Source organism: Novosphingobium sp., from assembly GCF_019748365.1.
Lineage (GTDB): Bacteria > Pseudomonadota > Alphaproteobacteria > Sphingomonadales > Sphingomonadaceae > Novosphingobium.
On the sequence record NZ_JAIEPN010000068.1, the window covers coordinates 1 to 14,068 of the forward strand.

Below are 14,068 nucleotides of genomic sequence, written 5' to 3' on the forward strand. Positions count from 1 at the left end.
TCTAGCAGGACTGGCCCATTTTTAATCCGGTGCTACCGGCCGATCCGTGGCCCCTTTTATTCCCGGTGTTCTCAGATCGAGACGCGGATCGAGGACCAGAACGCCCAGCTCCTTCAATCGCTCGAAAGCGCGACCCGCACCCAGCTGCGCCTGCAGCATCTCGTCGAAGGTTTCTCCACCGTCGCGATCACCTACTACGCCGTCTCGCTGCTCGCCTATCTCAGCGGCGGCCTCGCGCTCTTTGGCGTTCATGTCGAGCACGATCTGTTCGCCGCGCTCGTCATCGTCCCCGTCTTCATCATGCTCTTCATCTACCTGCGCCGCGAACGCAGCCGCCTCGGCGCGCACTAGCAAATTTGCACCTCAAGCCCCGCTTTACGGCGCGCAAAAGGCAGGCAATAGCCTTCCGCAACAGACGTTTCCGGGAGTGCTGAGCCATGGCTGAAGATGAAACCTTTGCAGATCTGCGCGAGGGCGTGCGCAAGCTCTGCGCGCGTTTCCCCGGCAGCTACTGGCAAGCGCTCGACCGTGACCGGAAGTATCCCACCGAATTCGTGACGACGCTGGCGCAGGAAGGCTGGCTCTCCGTCCTCATTCCCGAAGCTTACGGCGGCTCCGGCCTCGGCCTCGCGGCAGCAACAGCGGTGCTCGAGGAAGTCCACCGCTCCGGCTGCAACGGCGGCGCGGCGCACGCGCAGATGTACACGATGGGCACGCTGCTGCGCCACGGCTCAGAAGAACAGAAGGACCGCTATCTCCCCGCCATCGCGCGCGGAGACTTGCGCCTTCAGGCCTTCGGCGTGACGGAGCCCACGAGCGGCACCGATACCACGCGCCTCACCACTTTCGCCCGCCGCGATGGCGACCGCTACGTGGTCAACGGCCAGAAGATCTGGATCAGCCGCGCCGAACATTCCGATCTCATGGTCCTCCTCGTGCGCACCACCCCGCGCGAGGAATGCGCCAAGTCCACCGAGGGCATGAGCGTCCTCCTCGTCGACATGCGCGAGGCGGTGGGCAAGGGCCTCACCATCCGCCCGATCCGCACCATGCTCAACCACGCGACGACAGAGCTGTTCTTCGATGATCTCTCCGTCCCTGCCGAAAACCTCATCGGCAAGGAAGGCGAGGGTTTCCGCTACATCCTTTCGGGCATGAACGCCGAGCGCATCCTCATTGCGTCGGAATGCATCGGCGATGCTCGCTTTTTCATCGACCGCGCGAGCGCCTATGCCAAGGACCGCAGCGTCTTCGGCCGCCCCATCGGCCAGAACCAGGGCGTCCAGTTCCCCATCGCCCGCGCCTATATCCAGACCACCGCCGCCGCGCAGATGGTGGCGGACGCCGCCGCGAAGTTCGATGCGGGCGAGGGCGCCGGCACCGAAGCCAACATGGCCAAGCTCCTTGCCTCCGAGGCCTCATGGTTCGCGGCGGACATGTGCGTGCAAACCCACGGCGGCTTCGGTTTCGCCGAGGAATACGACATCGAGCGCAAGTTCCGCGAAACCCGCCTCTATCAGGTCGCGCCGATCTCCTCGAACCTCATCCTCAGCCATGTGGCGACGCATGTGCTGGGCCTGCCCAAGAGCTTCTGAGACAAACCGTTGCGCGCGCAGCCGGGAGGCGTAGGATCACCCGGCGCGCGGAAACTTGGCCCGAGTCTGAAGGCCTTGGCCGTCTCGCCCTGCAAGGAGAAGATGCGATGACCAAGCTCCCCGCCCTCGTACTCGGCGCCTGCGCCGCTGCCTTCGCGCTCGCCCCTGTGGCCGCTGCGGCGGAGACGGTAGTCCTCACGGCAAACCTCTCCGGCGCCAACGAAGTCGGCGGCGGCGCTCCCGAAGGCAACGGCGCCTTCCGCGTCGAGATCAACACCGAAACCGGCGACTTCTGCTATACGCTCTATGGCGAGAAGATTTCCGCGCCGACCATGGCCCATGTCCACACCGGCGCCGCCGGCACCGACGGCGGCCCCGTCATCACGATGGACGTCACCGGCAAGGGCAGCGACATGTGCATCGCGGTCGAGCCCGACAAACTGAAGCCCATCATCGCCAACCCGGCCGGGTACTATGTGAACATCCACACCGCGGACTTCCCCGGCGGTGCGGTGCGCGGACAATTGGCGAAGGGGTAAGTCGTCCCCGCGCCGGAAGCGCCCTCAGGCGGCGGCGCCCGGTTCCTCCGCCGGTGCCTTGTCTCCCTCCCGCTTCGCGCGGTGCCGCTGCGGGCGGGGGGAGGGTAGCAGCAGCTGGTCGACCAGCGCCGCAAGCCGAGCCGTGCTCACTTGCTCCACCTCGTCCTGCAGCTTGCGATACTGCGCCAGGATCGCCTCGCCGAGCGGCGTCAGCTGCGCGCCCGCCTTCTGGTTCCCCGGCGTCGTCGCGACCAGCGGGCCCTGCCAGCACCGGTTCATCGCATCGACCAGCAGCCAGGTCCGCCGATAGCTCATCCCCATCGCCCGCCCTGCTGCCGAGATCGAGTGGTGCTGCGCAATCGCTTCCAGCAGATCGGCCTTGCCCGGACCCATGGCCACTTCATCGCCGCACAGGATCTGCAGTTTGAGCTTGAGGGGGAGCACCGATGTCATGCCCGCATTCTAGACCGCCGCGCCTGCCAGTCCACCAGGAATGAACTTGCGCGCAGAAGGGCTTTGAAGCCTGCCGTCCGAATCTGTACCAGCACCCGTCTGGTCACGCCCATCGCCTCCCGGCAGCCCCTGCAGGGCGGATCATCAGGATTCCGAGCCACCGTGAATTATCGCCATTCCTTCCATGCCGGTAACAGCGCCGATGTCGTGAAGCACAGCCTGCTGATCGCCCTCGTGCAGGCCCTGCAGCAAAAGCCAGGCGCGCTCACGCTTATCGATACCCATGCCGGCTGCGGGCTCTATGACCTCCACGGCGACGAGGCGGGGCGCACGGGTGAGGCCGCGCAAGGCGTGCTGCGCGCCATCGCCGATCCGACCCCCTTGCTCGCCGACTACCGCGCCGCCGTGCAGGCGGTGAATGCCGGGGCGGGGCCGCGGCTCTATCCCGGCTCGCCGCAGATCCTGTCACAGCTTCTGCGCCCGCAGGATTCGCTGATCCTCAACGAAAAGCATCCCGCGGATGTCCAGACCCTGCGCCAGGCGATGCGCGGCACCTCTGCCGCCGTGCACGAGCGCGACGCCTACGAGTTCTGGCTGGCGATGCTGCCGCCGCGATCCCCGCGCGGCGTTGTGGTGGTCGATCCGCCCTACGAGCAGACAGACGAGCGCGAGCGGATTTCCGCCACGCTCGCTGCCGCCATGCGCAAATGGGCCCATGGCGTGACGGTGATCTGGTATCCGCTGAAAGACCGCAGCACGCATCAGCGGTGGAAGGCGCAATTGCGCAGGCTGGGTGTGCCCAAACTGCTGGGGGTGGAGCATTGGCTCTACGACAGCGACCAGCCCGGCCTCTATAACGGCGCGGGCCTGTTTATCGTCAACCCGCCCTATGCCTTCACGCAGGCGCTGCCGCCTTTGCTGGAAGCCTTGCGCGCCGCGCTGGCGCCCGAGGGGCATCGGGGCGAGCTCGCAGCCGCGTGGCTGAGCGATTGAAGCCCGGGCGCCGCCTGCCGTGCTGCTCCGCCTCCTTTCGCGAGAGGGCCCGGGATGGCGCAGCGGCAAAAAAAGGTAACGGTTCAAGACGAACGCTTGGCCTGAAGGCTGGTTAACGTTAGCTTGGCCTCGCCGCAGAATTTGGAGTGCGCGCCGTGTTTGAAAGCAAGTAGGAAAGGCGCTCCTCCGACGTGATGCACGACTATTGGCGGACCCGGTTTTCGGCCAGCCATCCTGCTCGCAGCAAAGGCGGTTTTTGCACCATGCTGGGTGCGGCGGCCAGCCTTGGCGCGCTCCTGACCGGATGCTCGGGGGCGCCTGCCAAGCGTTCGCCGCCGACGCCCGAGGCGGGCTATGTCGTCCTGCGCGAGGAAGCTGTCGCGCTGCCGACGGTCCTTGCCGGCCGGACCGCCGCCTATGAAGTGTCCGAGGTCCGGCCGCAGGTGTCCGGCGTGATCCGGACCAGGCTGTTTACCGAAGGCGGTCAGGTCAGCGCCGGACAAACGCTTTATCAGATCGACCCCAGCCTCTACCGCGCGGCGGCGGCCGAGGCTGAGGCCAATCTCGCCAGCGCGAGTGCCTTGCAGGCTTCGGCAGCGCAGAAGGCCGAGCGGCTGCGTCCGCTGGCCGAGATCGAGGCGGTGAGCAAGCAGGACTACACCGATGCCCTTGCCGCATCCCGGCAGGCATCCGCGAGCGTGGCGCAAATGCGCGCGCAGCTCGAAACGGCGCGGATCAACCTGCGTTTCACGCGTGTTCCCGCGCCGATCAGCGGGCGTATCGGCCGGTCACTCGCGACCACCGGCGCGCTGGTGACGGCCAATCAGGCCGCCCCGCTCACCACCATCGAGCGGCTGGACCCCATCTTTGTCGATATCCAGCAGTCCAGTGCCGATCTGCTGAGGCTGCGCCGCTCGCTGGCGTCAGGCTCGACCGCGCCGTCTTCGGCGGCGGTCAGCCTCACGCTGGAGGATGGCAGCCGCTACAGCCACACCGGCACCTTGCAGTTCACCGAGCCGATGGTCGATCCCAACACCGGCACAGTGACCTTGCGCGCGCGCTTCCCCAATCCCGATGGCCTCCTGCTGCCGGGCATGTATGTCCGCGCGGTGCTGTCGCAGGCCACCGTCGCGCACGGCATGCTTGTGCCGCAAGCCGGCGTTTCGCGCGATGTGCGCGGGGGCGCCACGGTCATGCTCGTCGGCCCCGGAAACACGGCCAAACGCGCCGGCATCACGGCCGAGCAGACCATCGGCGACAAGTGGCTGGTGACCGGCGGACTGAAGCCGGGCGACCGGGTGATCGTCGAGGGGCTGGGCAAGATCAAGCCGGATGGCAAGATCATCCCTGTTCCCGCCGGTTCGAAGCCGGTGGCCGGCCCGAAACAGCCAAAGCCTTGATCGGGGCATGATCTCCCGCATTTTCATCGATCGGCCCATCTTCGCGTGGGTCATCGCGATTGTCATCATGCTGGGCGGGCTGGGCGCGGTCTTCACCCTGCCGATCGAGCAATATCCCGATATCGCGCCCCCTTCGGTCAATATCCGCGCCAGCTATCCGGGCGCTTCGGCCGAGACACTCGAATCCAGCGTCACGCAAGTCATCGAACAGCAGCTGACCGGCATCGATGGCCTGATCTACTTCACTTCGTCATCGAGCTCGTCCGGCTCGGCCACGATCACCGCGACCTTTGGCAAGGGCATCGATCCGGACATCGCGCAAGTGCAAGTGCAGAACAAGGTCCAGCAAGCGCTGGCCCGGCTGCCCCAGCAAGTGCAGCAGCAGGGGCTCACGGTCACCAAGGCCAGTTCCGACTTTCTGATGATCGTCACGGTCTACGATTCGACCGACCGGCTCAACAACAACGACGTCTCGGACTTCCTCGTCTCGAACCTGCAGGACCGGATCGGGCGGATCGACGGCGTGGGCGATGTCAGCGTGTTCGGGTCGCAATATGCGATGCGCATCTGGCTCGATCCGTTCAAGCTTGCCGCGGTCAAGCTCATGCCCTCGGACGTGACCGCCGCGATCCAGGCGCAGAATACCCAGGTTGCGGCCGGCCAGATCGGCGCGCAGCCTTCATCAAGCGAGCAGCGGCTGACGGCCACGGTCACCGCCCGTTCGCGGCTGACCACCCCCGAGGAATTCCGCAAGATCGTGCTCAAGACCCAGAGCGACGGGTCCCGCGTGCTGCTGCAGGACGTGGCGCGGATCGAGCTGGGCGCGGAAAGCTACAGCATCGTGAGCCGCTTCAACGGCCACCCGGGCGCCGGCCTTGCCGTCCAACTCGCGCCGGGCGCCGATGCGCTCAAGACAGCCGAGCTGGTCAAGGCCGAAGTTCAGGCCCGCTCGCCGACCTTCCCGGACGGGTTCAGGTTTACCTACCCGGTCGACAGCACGAAGTTCATTCGCCTCTCGGTCGAGGAAGTGGTCAAGACGCTGATCGAGGCCATCGTTCTGGTGGTCATCGTGATGTTCGTGTTTCTGCAGAGCTGGCGCGCCACGCTGATACCCGCGATCGCGGTGCCGGTTGTGCTGCTCGGCACCTTCGGCGTGCTCGCCATCGCCGGGTTCAGCATCAATACCCTGACCCTGTTCGGCATGGTGCTGTCGATCGGCCTGCTCGTCGACGATGCCATCGTGGTTGTCGAGAATGTCGAGCGGGTGATGGACGAGGAGCCCGAGATCTCGGCCCGCGATGCGACGATCAAGTCGATGGGCGAGATCCAGACAGCGCTCATTGCCATCGCCCTCGTTCTTTCCGCCGTGTTCCTCCCCATGGCGTTTTTCGGCGGTTCGGTCGGGGTGATCTACAAGCAGTTCTCGATCACCATCGTCGCCTCGATGGCGCTCTCGGTGATTGTCGCGCTGGTCCTGACCCCGGCGCTCACCTCGACCCTGCTCAAGCGCCCGGATGCCGAGGCAAGGCCGCAGACGGGCCTCGGCGCAAGGGCCGCGGTGCTGGGCGAACGCTTCAACGCCTGGTTCGCGCGCACTTCGGATCGCTACCGGGAACGCGTCGCGAAAACCATCGCGGGCGCGCGGGGGGCCATGGCCGCTTATGCCGCCATCGTCGGTCTGCTGGTGCTCGTCTTCAGCTTCCTCCCTTCGAGCTTCCTGCCGGTCGAGGATCAGGGCCGCGCCCAGCTGCAATACACGCTGCCCCCGGGCGCGACCCAGCCGCGCACCGAGGCGGCGGCGAAGATCATCCAGGACTACTTCGCCACATCGATGCGCGACGGGGTCGAGGCGGTCTACACCGTATCGGGCCAGGGCGGTGGCGGGGGCGGCGGGCAGAACGCCGGGCGCGGCTTCATCCTGCTCAAGCCGTGGGACGAGCGCACCAGCAGCGCGCTCACCTCCGATGCGATCACCAAGCGCGCCACGGCAGAGCTCGGCAAACGCTTGCGCGATGCCGAGTTCTTTGCGCTGGCGCCGCCCGCCGTGCGCGGCCTCGGCCAGTCGAACGGCTTCACCATGCAGTTCCTCAACACCGGGGGTTTGAGCCGCGCCGAGTTCAAGGCCCGGCGCGATGCTCTGGTGCAGGATGCGCAAAGCGATCCCGCACTCGCTGCCATCCGGCTCGGCACGCTGGAGGACAATCCGACGCTTGCCGTGAGCATCGACGACGAGAAGATCGGCGCGCTGGGGCTGACCTCAGCACAAGTCGACCAGACGCTCGCCACGGCATGGGGCGGCACCTATGTGAACGATTTCATCGACCGGGGCCGGGTCAAGCGCGTCTTTGTTCAGGGCGACGCGCCCTATCGCAGCCGGCCCGAAGACCTTGCCAACTGGTTCGTGCGCGGCAGCACGGGGACCATGGCGCCCTTCTCCTCCTTCGCGAAAGTGAGCTGGGGGCAGGCGCCTTCGAACCTCTCCCGCTTCAACGCCACGCCGTCCTACCAGATCCAGGGGCAGGCGGCGCCGGGCCACAGTTCGGGCGAGGCGATGAACGCGATTGCCGCGCTGGCCGCAGGGCAGCCGGGCACCTCGGTCGCATGGTCGGACTTGTCCTATCAGGAGCGCCTTTCGGGAAATCAGGCGCCGTTCCTTTATGCCATCTCGCTGCTGGTCGTGTTCCTGTGCCTTGCCGTGCTCTATGAAAGCTGGTCGATCCCGTTTGCGGTCATGCTGGTGATCCCCATCGGTCTGCTTGGCGCGGCGCTGGCCGTGTGGCTCCGGGGGCTCGACAACGACGTGTTCTTTCAGGTCGGCCTGCTCACCACGATGGGCCTTTCCGCCAAGAACGCGATCCTCATCATCGAATTTGCCGAGCAGGCCGAAAAGGCCGGGAAATCGGCGGTGGACGCCGCGCTCGAGGCCGCGCGGCTGCGGCTGCGCCCGATCATCATGACGAGCCTTGCCTTCATCTTCGGCGTCCTGCCGCTCGCAATCTCCACCGGCGCGGGGGCCAAGAGCCGGGTCGAGATCGGCACGGCCGTGATCGGCGGCATGGTCACGGCCACCGCGCTTGCCATCTTCTTCGTGCCGCTGTTCTTCGTGCTGGTCCGCCGGATATTCAGCCGCAGGAGCAAGCAGGCATGAGGCGCCCTGTGTCCCTCCAGCTGGTTGCGCTGCTCCCGGGCCTGCTCGGCGCCTGCAGTCTTCAGCCGAAATATGTGCGGCCCGATCCGGCCATTCCCGCAGGCTGGCGGATCGCTGACCCTGCCTTGCTCGCGAGCGAGAGCGATCTGGCCTCCCTCGGCTACCAAGCGGTGTTCCGGGATTCCCGGCTGCAGGCGCTGATCGGGCGCGGCCTAGAAAACAGCCAGAACCTGAAGGCAGCCGTGGCCAATGTCGCCGCCGCGCGCGGGCTCTACCGGGTCCAGCGGGCGGCGCTGCTTCCCGCGATCAACGGAACAGCGGCGGCCAGCGCCGTTGAGAACGGCAACGGCAACTTTTTCAATGGCGGTGCTGGCGGCGGTGCCGGCGGCGGGGCAGGCTCCGGCGGCCCGCGGGAGAATTACAGCGTCAATATCGGCGCATCGGCGTTCGAACTCGATCTGTTCGGGCGGCTGCGCAGCCTGAGCGATGCCCAGCTCAACGCCTACTTCGCCACCGAACAGGCCGCCCGCGCGACCCGGCTGACCCTGGCCGCCGACATTGCCGATGTCTACTTCACGCTCGCCGCCGACCGCAGCCTGCTGGCGATCGCCCGGCAGACCGCGGCCAGCGCGCAGCGCAGCGTTGCCCTGACCAAGGCGCGGCTTTCCGGTGGTATCGCCCCCCGCACCGATCTGCGTCAGGCCGAAACGATCGAGGCGACCGCGCGTTCGGATGTGGCGAACCTGACGACCATCGTCGAGCAGGACCGCAACGCGCTCGAGCTGCTGATCGGTGGCCCCGTCGCCGATAGCGAACTGCCCGCCGCGATCGAGAGCGTCGACGGCGCAGTCGGGCCGGTTCCGGTCGAGCTTTCATCGAGCATCCTGCTTCGCCGCCCGGACGTGGTGGAGGCCGAATACCAGCTGCGGGCCGCCAATGCTCGCATCGGTGCCGCCCGCGCCGCGTTCTTCCCGCGCATATCGCTGACCGCAACCGGCGGGCTTGCGAGTTCGGCGCTGTCCGCCCTCTTCACCGGCGGCGCGTTTGCCTACAACGCGGGCGCTTCGGCCAGCATCCCGATCTTCGCCGGTGGGGCCAACAGCGGCAATCTCGCGGCCGCGCGGGCGCAGGCGCAAGCCGCAATGGCGACCTACCAGCGCGCGATCCAGCTCGCTTTCCGCGACGTTTCGGACGCCCTTGCGCGGCGGGCGACGATTGCCGATCAGATCGCCGCGCAGACCGCGCTGGAGGCAGCGGCCCGCGATACAGCCTATCTGACCACCGAGCGGTACAAGGGCGGCGTCGCGTCGTTCCTCGAAAGCCTTGATGCGCAGCGGTCGCTCTATGCGGCGCGACGCTCGCTGATCAGCACGCGGCTGCTGCGGGCGAGCAATATGGTCGCGCTCTATCGCGCGCTGGGCGGTGACGATTTTTCCGGTACGGCGCTGTCTGCGCGGCCCTGAAATCGGCGAGTCGGCCCGCTTTTCATCGACTTGCGGCTGGATTCGGGCTGACCGGTAGCAGGTTGGCGGCGGCAAGGCCGGTGACTTGCGCCGTCGCAAAGCTGATGCCGTGGAGGTTGCGCTGCTGCGGCACCCCCTCGATCGGGCGCGGATAGCCTGAGGCGTGGTAGACGCCGTCGTCCGCCAGCCGGACCGACCCGCGCGCCACGTCCCAATCGAGCCCCACCGCGATGATGCCCGCCAGCATGCCGGGCCAGCAGGGCGCGTCATCTGCTGCCGTTCGCGGTGCGACGATGCGCGCGGTGCTGCGGGCCACCGCCGCTGCAAAATGATCGGCATGCGCGGGATTGGTGGTGCCAAGGCTGAGATTGATGAAATCGGCGCCCTCGGCGCTCGCCCAGTCCATCGCGGCGATCAGCGCGCGCGGCGAGGCGCGCAAGGCATCGCGGAATACCCGGATCGGCAGGATCAGCGCCCGTGGGGCCAGTTCCTGAATCGCGGCGGTAACGGCAGTCCCATGGCCGACCCGGTCGAGCGCCGCGTTCGCGCCTTGCTCCGGCGTCCCATCGGGGAGGATCGTCACGCCGGGCAGCAGGCGGCTGGCGGCGATATGCGGATGGCCGGGATGCACGCCGCTGTCGATCACGGCAATACGCACGGGATCAGCCACGCAGATTCGCCTTCCCATCGGTCAAGGTCACCACCATGTCAGCGCCTTCGGTCAGTGCGGGGCGGTGGGTGATCACGATCAGCGTGGCATCGGGCAGAGCTTCGCGCAATCCTTCGGCGACACGCTGTTCGGTAGCCGCATCAAGTGCGGCGGTGGGTTCATCGAGCACCAGCACCGATGGCCGCCGCAGCAGCGCGCGGGCAATCGCGATGCGCTGACGTTCGCCGGCGGACAGCGAGAGGCCGCGCTCGCCAACCGGGGTCTGCAATCCCTGCGGCAGGCGCTGGAGCAGGGGGCCAAGCCCGGCGGCTTCGGCGGCGGCCTGCACGTCTGCGGTGGTCGCACTTTCCAGCGCGAAGGCGATGTTGGCGGCGATCGTCGCGTTGAACAGGAACGGTGCCTGATCGACCAGCAGCACTTCGCGGCGCAGATCGGCAAGCGCCAGATCGCGGATATCCGCCCCGTCGATGGTGATGCGCCCTGCCTGCGGGTCCTGCAGCCGGACCAGCAGATCGGCCATGGTCGATTTGCCCGCGCCGCTTTCGCCGAGCACCGCGCAATGCGCGCCCGCCGGAATGACGAGATCGACGCCGTCCAGCACCGCCTCACGGTCATGCCGGAAATGCACGCCTTCGAAGCGGATCGCGCCGCGTACCGGGCCCATGGGCAGCGGATCGGCGCGCTGGATCACTTCGGGCGCGGTATCGAACAGCTCGAAAATGCGGCCCAGCGAGACGCGGGTGGAGGCAAGCCCCGACGAGAGCCCCAGCAGGGCCTGCACCGGCGCGAAGAGGCGCGCATGATAGGCCATGAACGCGACCAGCGTGCCGATGGTAAGCTCGCCCGAGAAGACGCGCCAGCCGCCATAGAGCGTGACGGCGGCGGTCGAGATCGCCAGCAGCGCGCCGGGGAGGGCACCGGTCAGGAACGAGGCGACCTGCATGCGCAGCATGGTCTCGACAAAGCGGCCATTGGCTTCGCCGAAGCGGGACAGTTCGTGCCGCTCGGCGCCGAGCGCGCTGACGACACGCATGCCCATCACCGTATCGACCAGCAGACTGCCGAGATCGGCCCCGCGCTCGCGCATCTCGCGCGTGATCTCGACCAGCCGTCGCTGCAGCCGCACGAAGGCGAGCACGGCGAGCGGCACCAGCACCGTGCCCACCAGAAACAGGCGCCAATCGAGCCAGAGCATCAGCACCACGCTGCCGATCAGGAACAGCACATTGCCCAGCGCCGCGAGCAGCGTATCGGCGGCGGCGCGCTGCACATCGCTGTCATCGCTGTTGATCCGGCTCATCAGATCGCCCAGCCGAAACCGGGCGTAGAAGCGCGGGCTCAGCATCTGCAGGTGGCGCAGCAGATCGACGCGGATATCGAACAGCATCGCCGCGGAGATCTTCACGTACCGGTAGCTGGAAGCGATATTCAGCGCGTAGCCGCCCAGCGTCACCCCGATTGTTGCTACCGCGATCCACCCCAGCGCCGCGAGATTGTGCCCGAGCAGCGCCTCATCGATCATCAGCTTTGAAAGGTAGGGCTGCGCCAGCGTGACCGCCGTCGCCATGAGACTGAGCGCGAGCACGAACAGCAGGCGGCCGCGATAGGGCAGGATGTAGGGCACGAGCCGGCGATAGGTGTGCCACTGCGCGACCGGTGGGGCGGGGTGGGCGCTGCTCATGCCGGGACGCTGCGCGGGACGAGGCGGCTGCCGGTGAGCACGAAAGCAGGCTCCGGCTCCACCGCGAGCTGGCTGGTGCACCAGGCATGGCCCTCGGCGGTTACCCGCGCCTGTTCCTGCCACCACGCCCCCGAACCGCCGCGCTGATAGAACGGCAGGCACGCCGCGAGATGGCGGCGCAGCGCGGCGATCAGCATCGCGCGGTAGTGGCGCAGCAGCGGCGCGGGGTCCTCGCCCGCCGCAACTGCGCTGGCGGCGGCGCCTGCCAGAATGCCGCCGCGCGCGGCCATCGCGGTACCGTCGCCGCAGAGCGGATCGAAAGCCAGCGCGGCGGAGCCGAGCACCAGCCAGTCGTCCCCGACCAGCCGCTCCAGCACGCGCGGTGCCGTCTCGAACCGGGCCTCGACTGCGCCAAGCGCGGCAATCGCCGGCGCCACGAGGCGGCTTGCGGCCAAGAGCGCCTCCGGAGCATCGCCCACCGCCAGCAGCCACGCGTGATCCTCGCCCAGCGGGATCAGAAACAGCCAGCCCGCCGCCACCGCCTCAACCAGCACGGCCGCAGCATCGGCGCCCGGTGCCAGGGTGACAGGCGCCGCCGCAGCCTCACGCCGTCCGAAGCGATGCAGGGCAGGGCCCGGCGCGTGGGCGTGGAGCGTGAAGCGCGCCGGTGCGGGTAGGGGGCAATCCGTGGCAAAAGGCAGCGCGCCGAGCAGGTCCATGCCGGACACGGCCCAGGCCCGATGCGGGATCGCCACCGGCTCGGCCTCGTTCCATAGCACGATGCGCCGCGTGATCCGGTGCGATCCGGTGACGCGGCCCGCGCCGAACAGGCTGTCCAGCAGATGCAGCGCCTGCTCGCCCAGCATGACAACGGGCGCTGCGCCGCGCTGCGGGCCTTGTTCTGCGGAGAAACCGGAACCATTCTCGGCCAGCACCGCCTGTGCGGCTGCCACGCCAACCCCGCGCCCCATGACATGCACGGACGACCGCCCGGCGGCGGTCATGCAGCCGGTCTCACTTGAGGACCAGCATTCCGGCCATGGTTGCGTCGGCACCGAGATCCCAGGTCTTTTCCAGCTTCATGGTCTGCGCGTCATAGACCTCGATATCGTAGCTCGCACCGTAGATATAGAGCTTGGTACCATCGCCGGACATGCCGAGCTGGAAGCGCGAGCGGCAGGCGAACTCGACCTTGTCCTTGAGCTTGAGGCTGGTCATGTCGAACTTCCAGAACTCGCAGCGCTTGTTGCCGGTCTGGCCGTTGGTGACGACGGTGTAGCCGGTCTTGCCATCGGGCGTGATTTCAAGGCCGGACATGCCGGTGGTGATCGGCCCCATCGGCGTGAACTTGAACTTGCGCGTGTTGAGATCGAACTTGCCGAGACCGAAAACCTTGTTGTGCACATAGGGATCGGCGGCGGTGAACAGCGAGACAAGCTCGCCCGCATTGGTCATCTGAAAGGATTCGACGCCGCCGCCGAAGGCGACGTTTTCATAGCCGGTGGATTCGGGCTTCTGCACATCGATGCGGTCCACCACCTTGAGCTTGGCGGTATCGACCAGCAGCACCTTGTCCTTGAACAGGTAGAGCGTCTTGCCATCGGGCGAGACCATCATCGGCGCGCGCCAGCCGCCGCTCAGCGCATCATCCTCGGGCTCGAGATCGGCGGTGCGCACCACTTTCCCGAGCTTGGTGTCGATCACCGCATACATCTGCTTGCTGACCTTCCAGCGGTCGATCAGCTTTTCCATGCGCAGCATCGTGGTGTAGAAATAGCGCCCGGTCGGATCGGGGGCGCCGCCGTTGAAGCGGTAGCGCGTTGTCGGCGTGTTGAGATCGAACTGGGTCGTGATGGTGCGGGACTTCGCGTCCATCACGATCACGCTGCTGTTGGTGATCGTCGTTGCGAAGATCTTCGCCTGATCAGGGGTGATCCGCAGCGAGACGGGGAGGCCGCCCGGTAGCTGGATCTTCTCGCCTATCTTGCCCGTCGCTTCATCGACCGTGAACAGCTTGTCCGGGTACGTGCCGAGCATCAAGGTGCCGGCCATGGCGGGCATGCTGGCGGCAAGGGCAAGGGCTGCGGTGCCGAGAACGGCCTTGCGGGCAAGCGTGATCATGCGAA

General features: G+C 67.2%; 12 protein-coding genes. 7 read left to right on the forward strand and 5 right to left on the reverse strand.

Translation table 11 applies throughout. From position 1 onward, the window contains the following. The 3 genes from K5Q19_RS08985 to K5Q19_RS08995 form a co-directional block, all read left to right on the forward strand. Positions 1-351 (forward strand): DUF3422 family protein (locus K5Q19_RS08985; RefSeq protein WP_292943730.1); only part of this gene is annotated, 351 nt, incomplete at its 5' end. An 86-nt stretch (positions 352-437) separates the two neighbouring features. After that, positions 438-1,595, forward strand: a complete 1,158-nt coding sequence (locus K5Q19_RS08990; RefSeq protein WP_292943733.1) for an acyl-CoA dehydrogenase family protein — start codon at positions 438-440, stop codon at positions 1,593-1,595. A 107-nt stretch (positions 1,596-1,702) separates the two neighbouring features. Beyond that, positions 1,703-2,134, forward strand: coding sequence for a CHRD domain-containing protein (locus tag K5Q19_RS08995; RefSeq protein ID WP_292943736.1), 432 nt, complete (start codon positions 1,703-1,705; stop codon positions 2,132-2,134). Between the two features lie 24 nt (positions 2,135-2,158). Here the strand turns inward: K5Q19_RS08995 and K5Q19_RS09000 are convergent, their stop codons facing one another. After that, on the reverse strand, positions 2,159-2,587 hold the full coding sequence (locus K5Q19_RS09000) for a LysR family transcriptional regulator (RefSeq protein ID WP_292943739.1): 429 nt from the start codon (positions 2,585-2,587) through the stop codon (positions 2,159-2,161). A 162-nt stretch (positions 2,588-2,749) separates the two neighbouring features. On the opposite strand from K5Q19_RS09000, the gene rlmJ reads away from it, so the two are divergent. From rlmJ to K5Q19_RS09020, 4 genes are all read left to right on the forward strand, one after another. Continuing rightward, positions 2,750-3,580 (forward strand): 23S rRNA (adenine(2030)-N(6))-methyltransferase RlmJ, encoded by an 831-nt coding sequence (gene rlmJ, locus K5Q19_RS09005; protein WP_292943742.1) that lies wholly within the window; start codon positions 2,750-2,752, stop codon positions 3,578-3,580. A gap of 263 nt (positions 3,581-3,843) precedes the next feature. Beyond that, positions 3,844-4,980, forward strand: a complete 1,137-nt coding sequence (locus tag K5Q19_RS09010; protein ID WP_292943907.1) for an efflux RND transporter periplasmic adaptor subunit — start codon at positions 3,844-3,846, stop codon at positions 4,978-4,980. Between the two features lie 7 nt (positions 4,981-4,987). Continuing rightward, positions 4,988-8,128, forward strand: a complete 3,141-nt coding sequence (locus K5Q19_RS09015) for a multidrug efflux RND transporter permease subunit (RefSeq protein ID WP_292943744.1) — start codon at positions 4,988-4,990, stop codon at positions 8,126-8,128. After that, positions 8,125-9,591 carry an efflux transporter outer membrane subunit gene (locus tag K5Q19_RS09020; protein WP_292943747.1) on the forward strand — a complete coding sequence of 489 codons (1,467 nt, stop codon included), beginning with the start codon at positions 8,125-8,127 and terminating at the stop codon, positions 9,589-9,591. Before K5Q19_RS09015 ends, K5Q19_RS09020 begins: the two co-directional genes overlap by 4 nt. Positions 9,592-9,613: 22 nt before the next feature. Here K5Q19_RS09020 and K5Q19_RS09025 read toward each other — a convergent pair whose 3' ends face one another. From K5Q19_RS09025 to K5Q19_RS09040, 4 genes are read right to left on the reverse strand one after another with little or no spacing between them, the layout of a single operon-like run. Then, complete coding sequence (locus K5Q19_RS09025; protein WP_292943750.1) at positions 9,614-10,261, reverse strand: S8 family serine peptidase; 648 nt, start codon at positions 10,259-10,261, stop codon at positions 9,614-9,616. Next, positions 10,254-11,942: an ABC transporter ATP-binding protein gene (locus K5Q19_RS09030; RefSeq protein WP_292943753.1), complete on the reverse strand. Its 1,689-nt coding sequence runs from the start codon at positions 11,940-11,942 to the stop codon at positions 10,254-10,256. The genes K5Q19_RS09025 and K5Q19_RS09030 overlap by 8 nt, the downstream gene beginning before the upstream one ends. Further along, the gene (locus K5Q19_RS09035) at positions 11,939-12,946 is read right to left on the reverse strand and encodes a hypothetical protein (RefSeq protein WP_292943756.1); all 1,008 of its coding nucleotides are present in this window, start codon (positions 12,944-12,946) and stop codon (positions 11,939-11,941) included. Before K5Q19_RS09035 ends, K5Q19_RS09030 begins: the two co-directional genes overlap by 4 nt. A 10-nt stretch (positions 12,947-12,956) precedes the next feature. Further along, a complete protein-coding gene (locus K5Q19_RS09040) occupies positions 12,957-14,063 on the reverse strand; it encodes a hypothetical protein (RefSeq protein ID WP_292943759.1) in 1,107 nt (368 codons plus the stop codon). Positions 14,064-14,068: the final 5 nt, after the last annotated feature.

Bases quoted from the DNA above. Each gene is read 5' to 3' on its own strand.
- K5Q19_RS08990 (WP_292943733.1), top strand. From the start codon at position 438: ATGGCTGAAGATGAAACCTTTGCAGATCTGCGCGAGGGCGTGCGCAAG.
- K5Q19_RS08995 (WP_292943736.1), top strand. From the start codon at position 1,703: ATGACCAAGCTCCCCGCCCTCGTACTCGGCGCCTGCGCCGCTGCCTTC.
- K5Q19_RS09000 (WP_292943739.1), bottom strand. From the start codon at position 2,587: ATGACATCGGTGCTCCCCCTCAAGCTCAAACTGCAGATCCTGTGCGGC.
- K5Q19_RS09010 (WP_292943907.1), top strand. From the start codon at position 3,844: ATGCTGGGTGCGGCGGCCAGCCTTGGCGCGCTCCTGACCGGATGCTCG.
- K5Q19_RS09015 (WP_292943744.1), top strand. From the start codon at position 4,988: ATGATCTCCCGCATTTTCATCGATCGGCCCATCTTCGCGTGGGTCATC.
- K5Q19_RS09020 (WP_292943747.1), top strand. From the start codon at position 8,125: ATGAGGCGCCCTGTGTCCCTCCAGCTGGTTGCGCTGCTCCCGGGCCTG.
- K5Q19_RS09030 (WP_292943753.1), bottom strand. From the start codon at position 11,942: ATGAGCAGCGCCCACCCCGCCCCACCGGTCGCGCAGTGGCACACCTAT.
- K5Q19_RS09035 (WP_292943756.1), bottom strand. From the start codon at position 12,946: ATGACCGCCGCCGGGCGGTCGTCCGTGCATGTCATGGGGCGCGGGGTT.
- K5Q19_RS09040 (WP_292943759.1), bottom strand. From the start codon at position 14,063: ATGATCACGCTTGCCCGCAAGGCCGTTCTCGGCACCGCAGCCCTTGCC.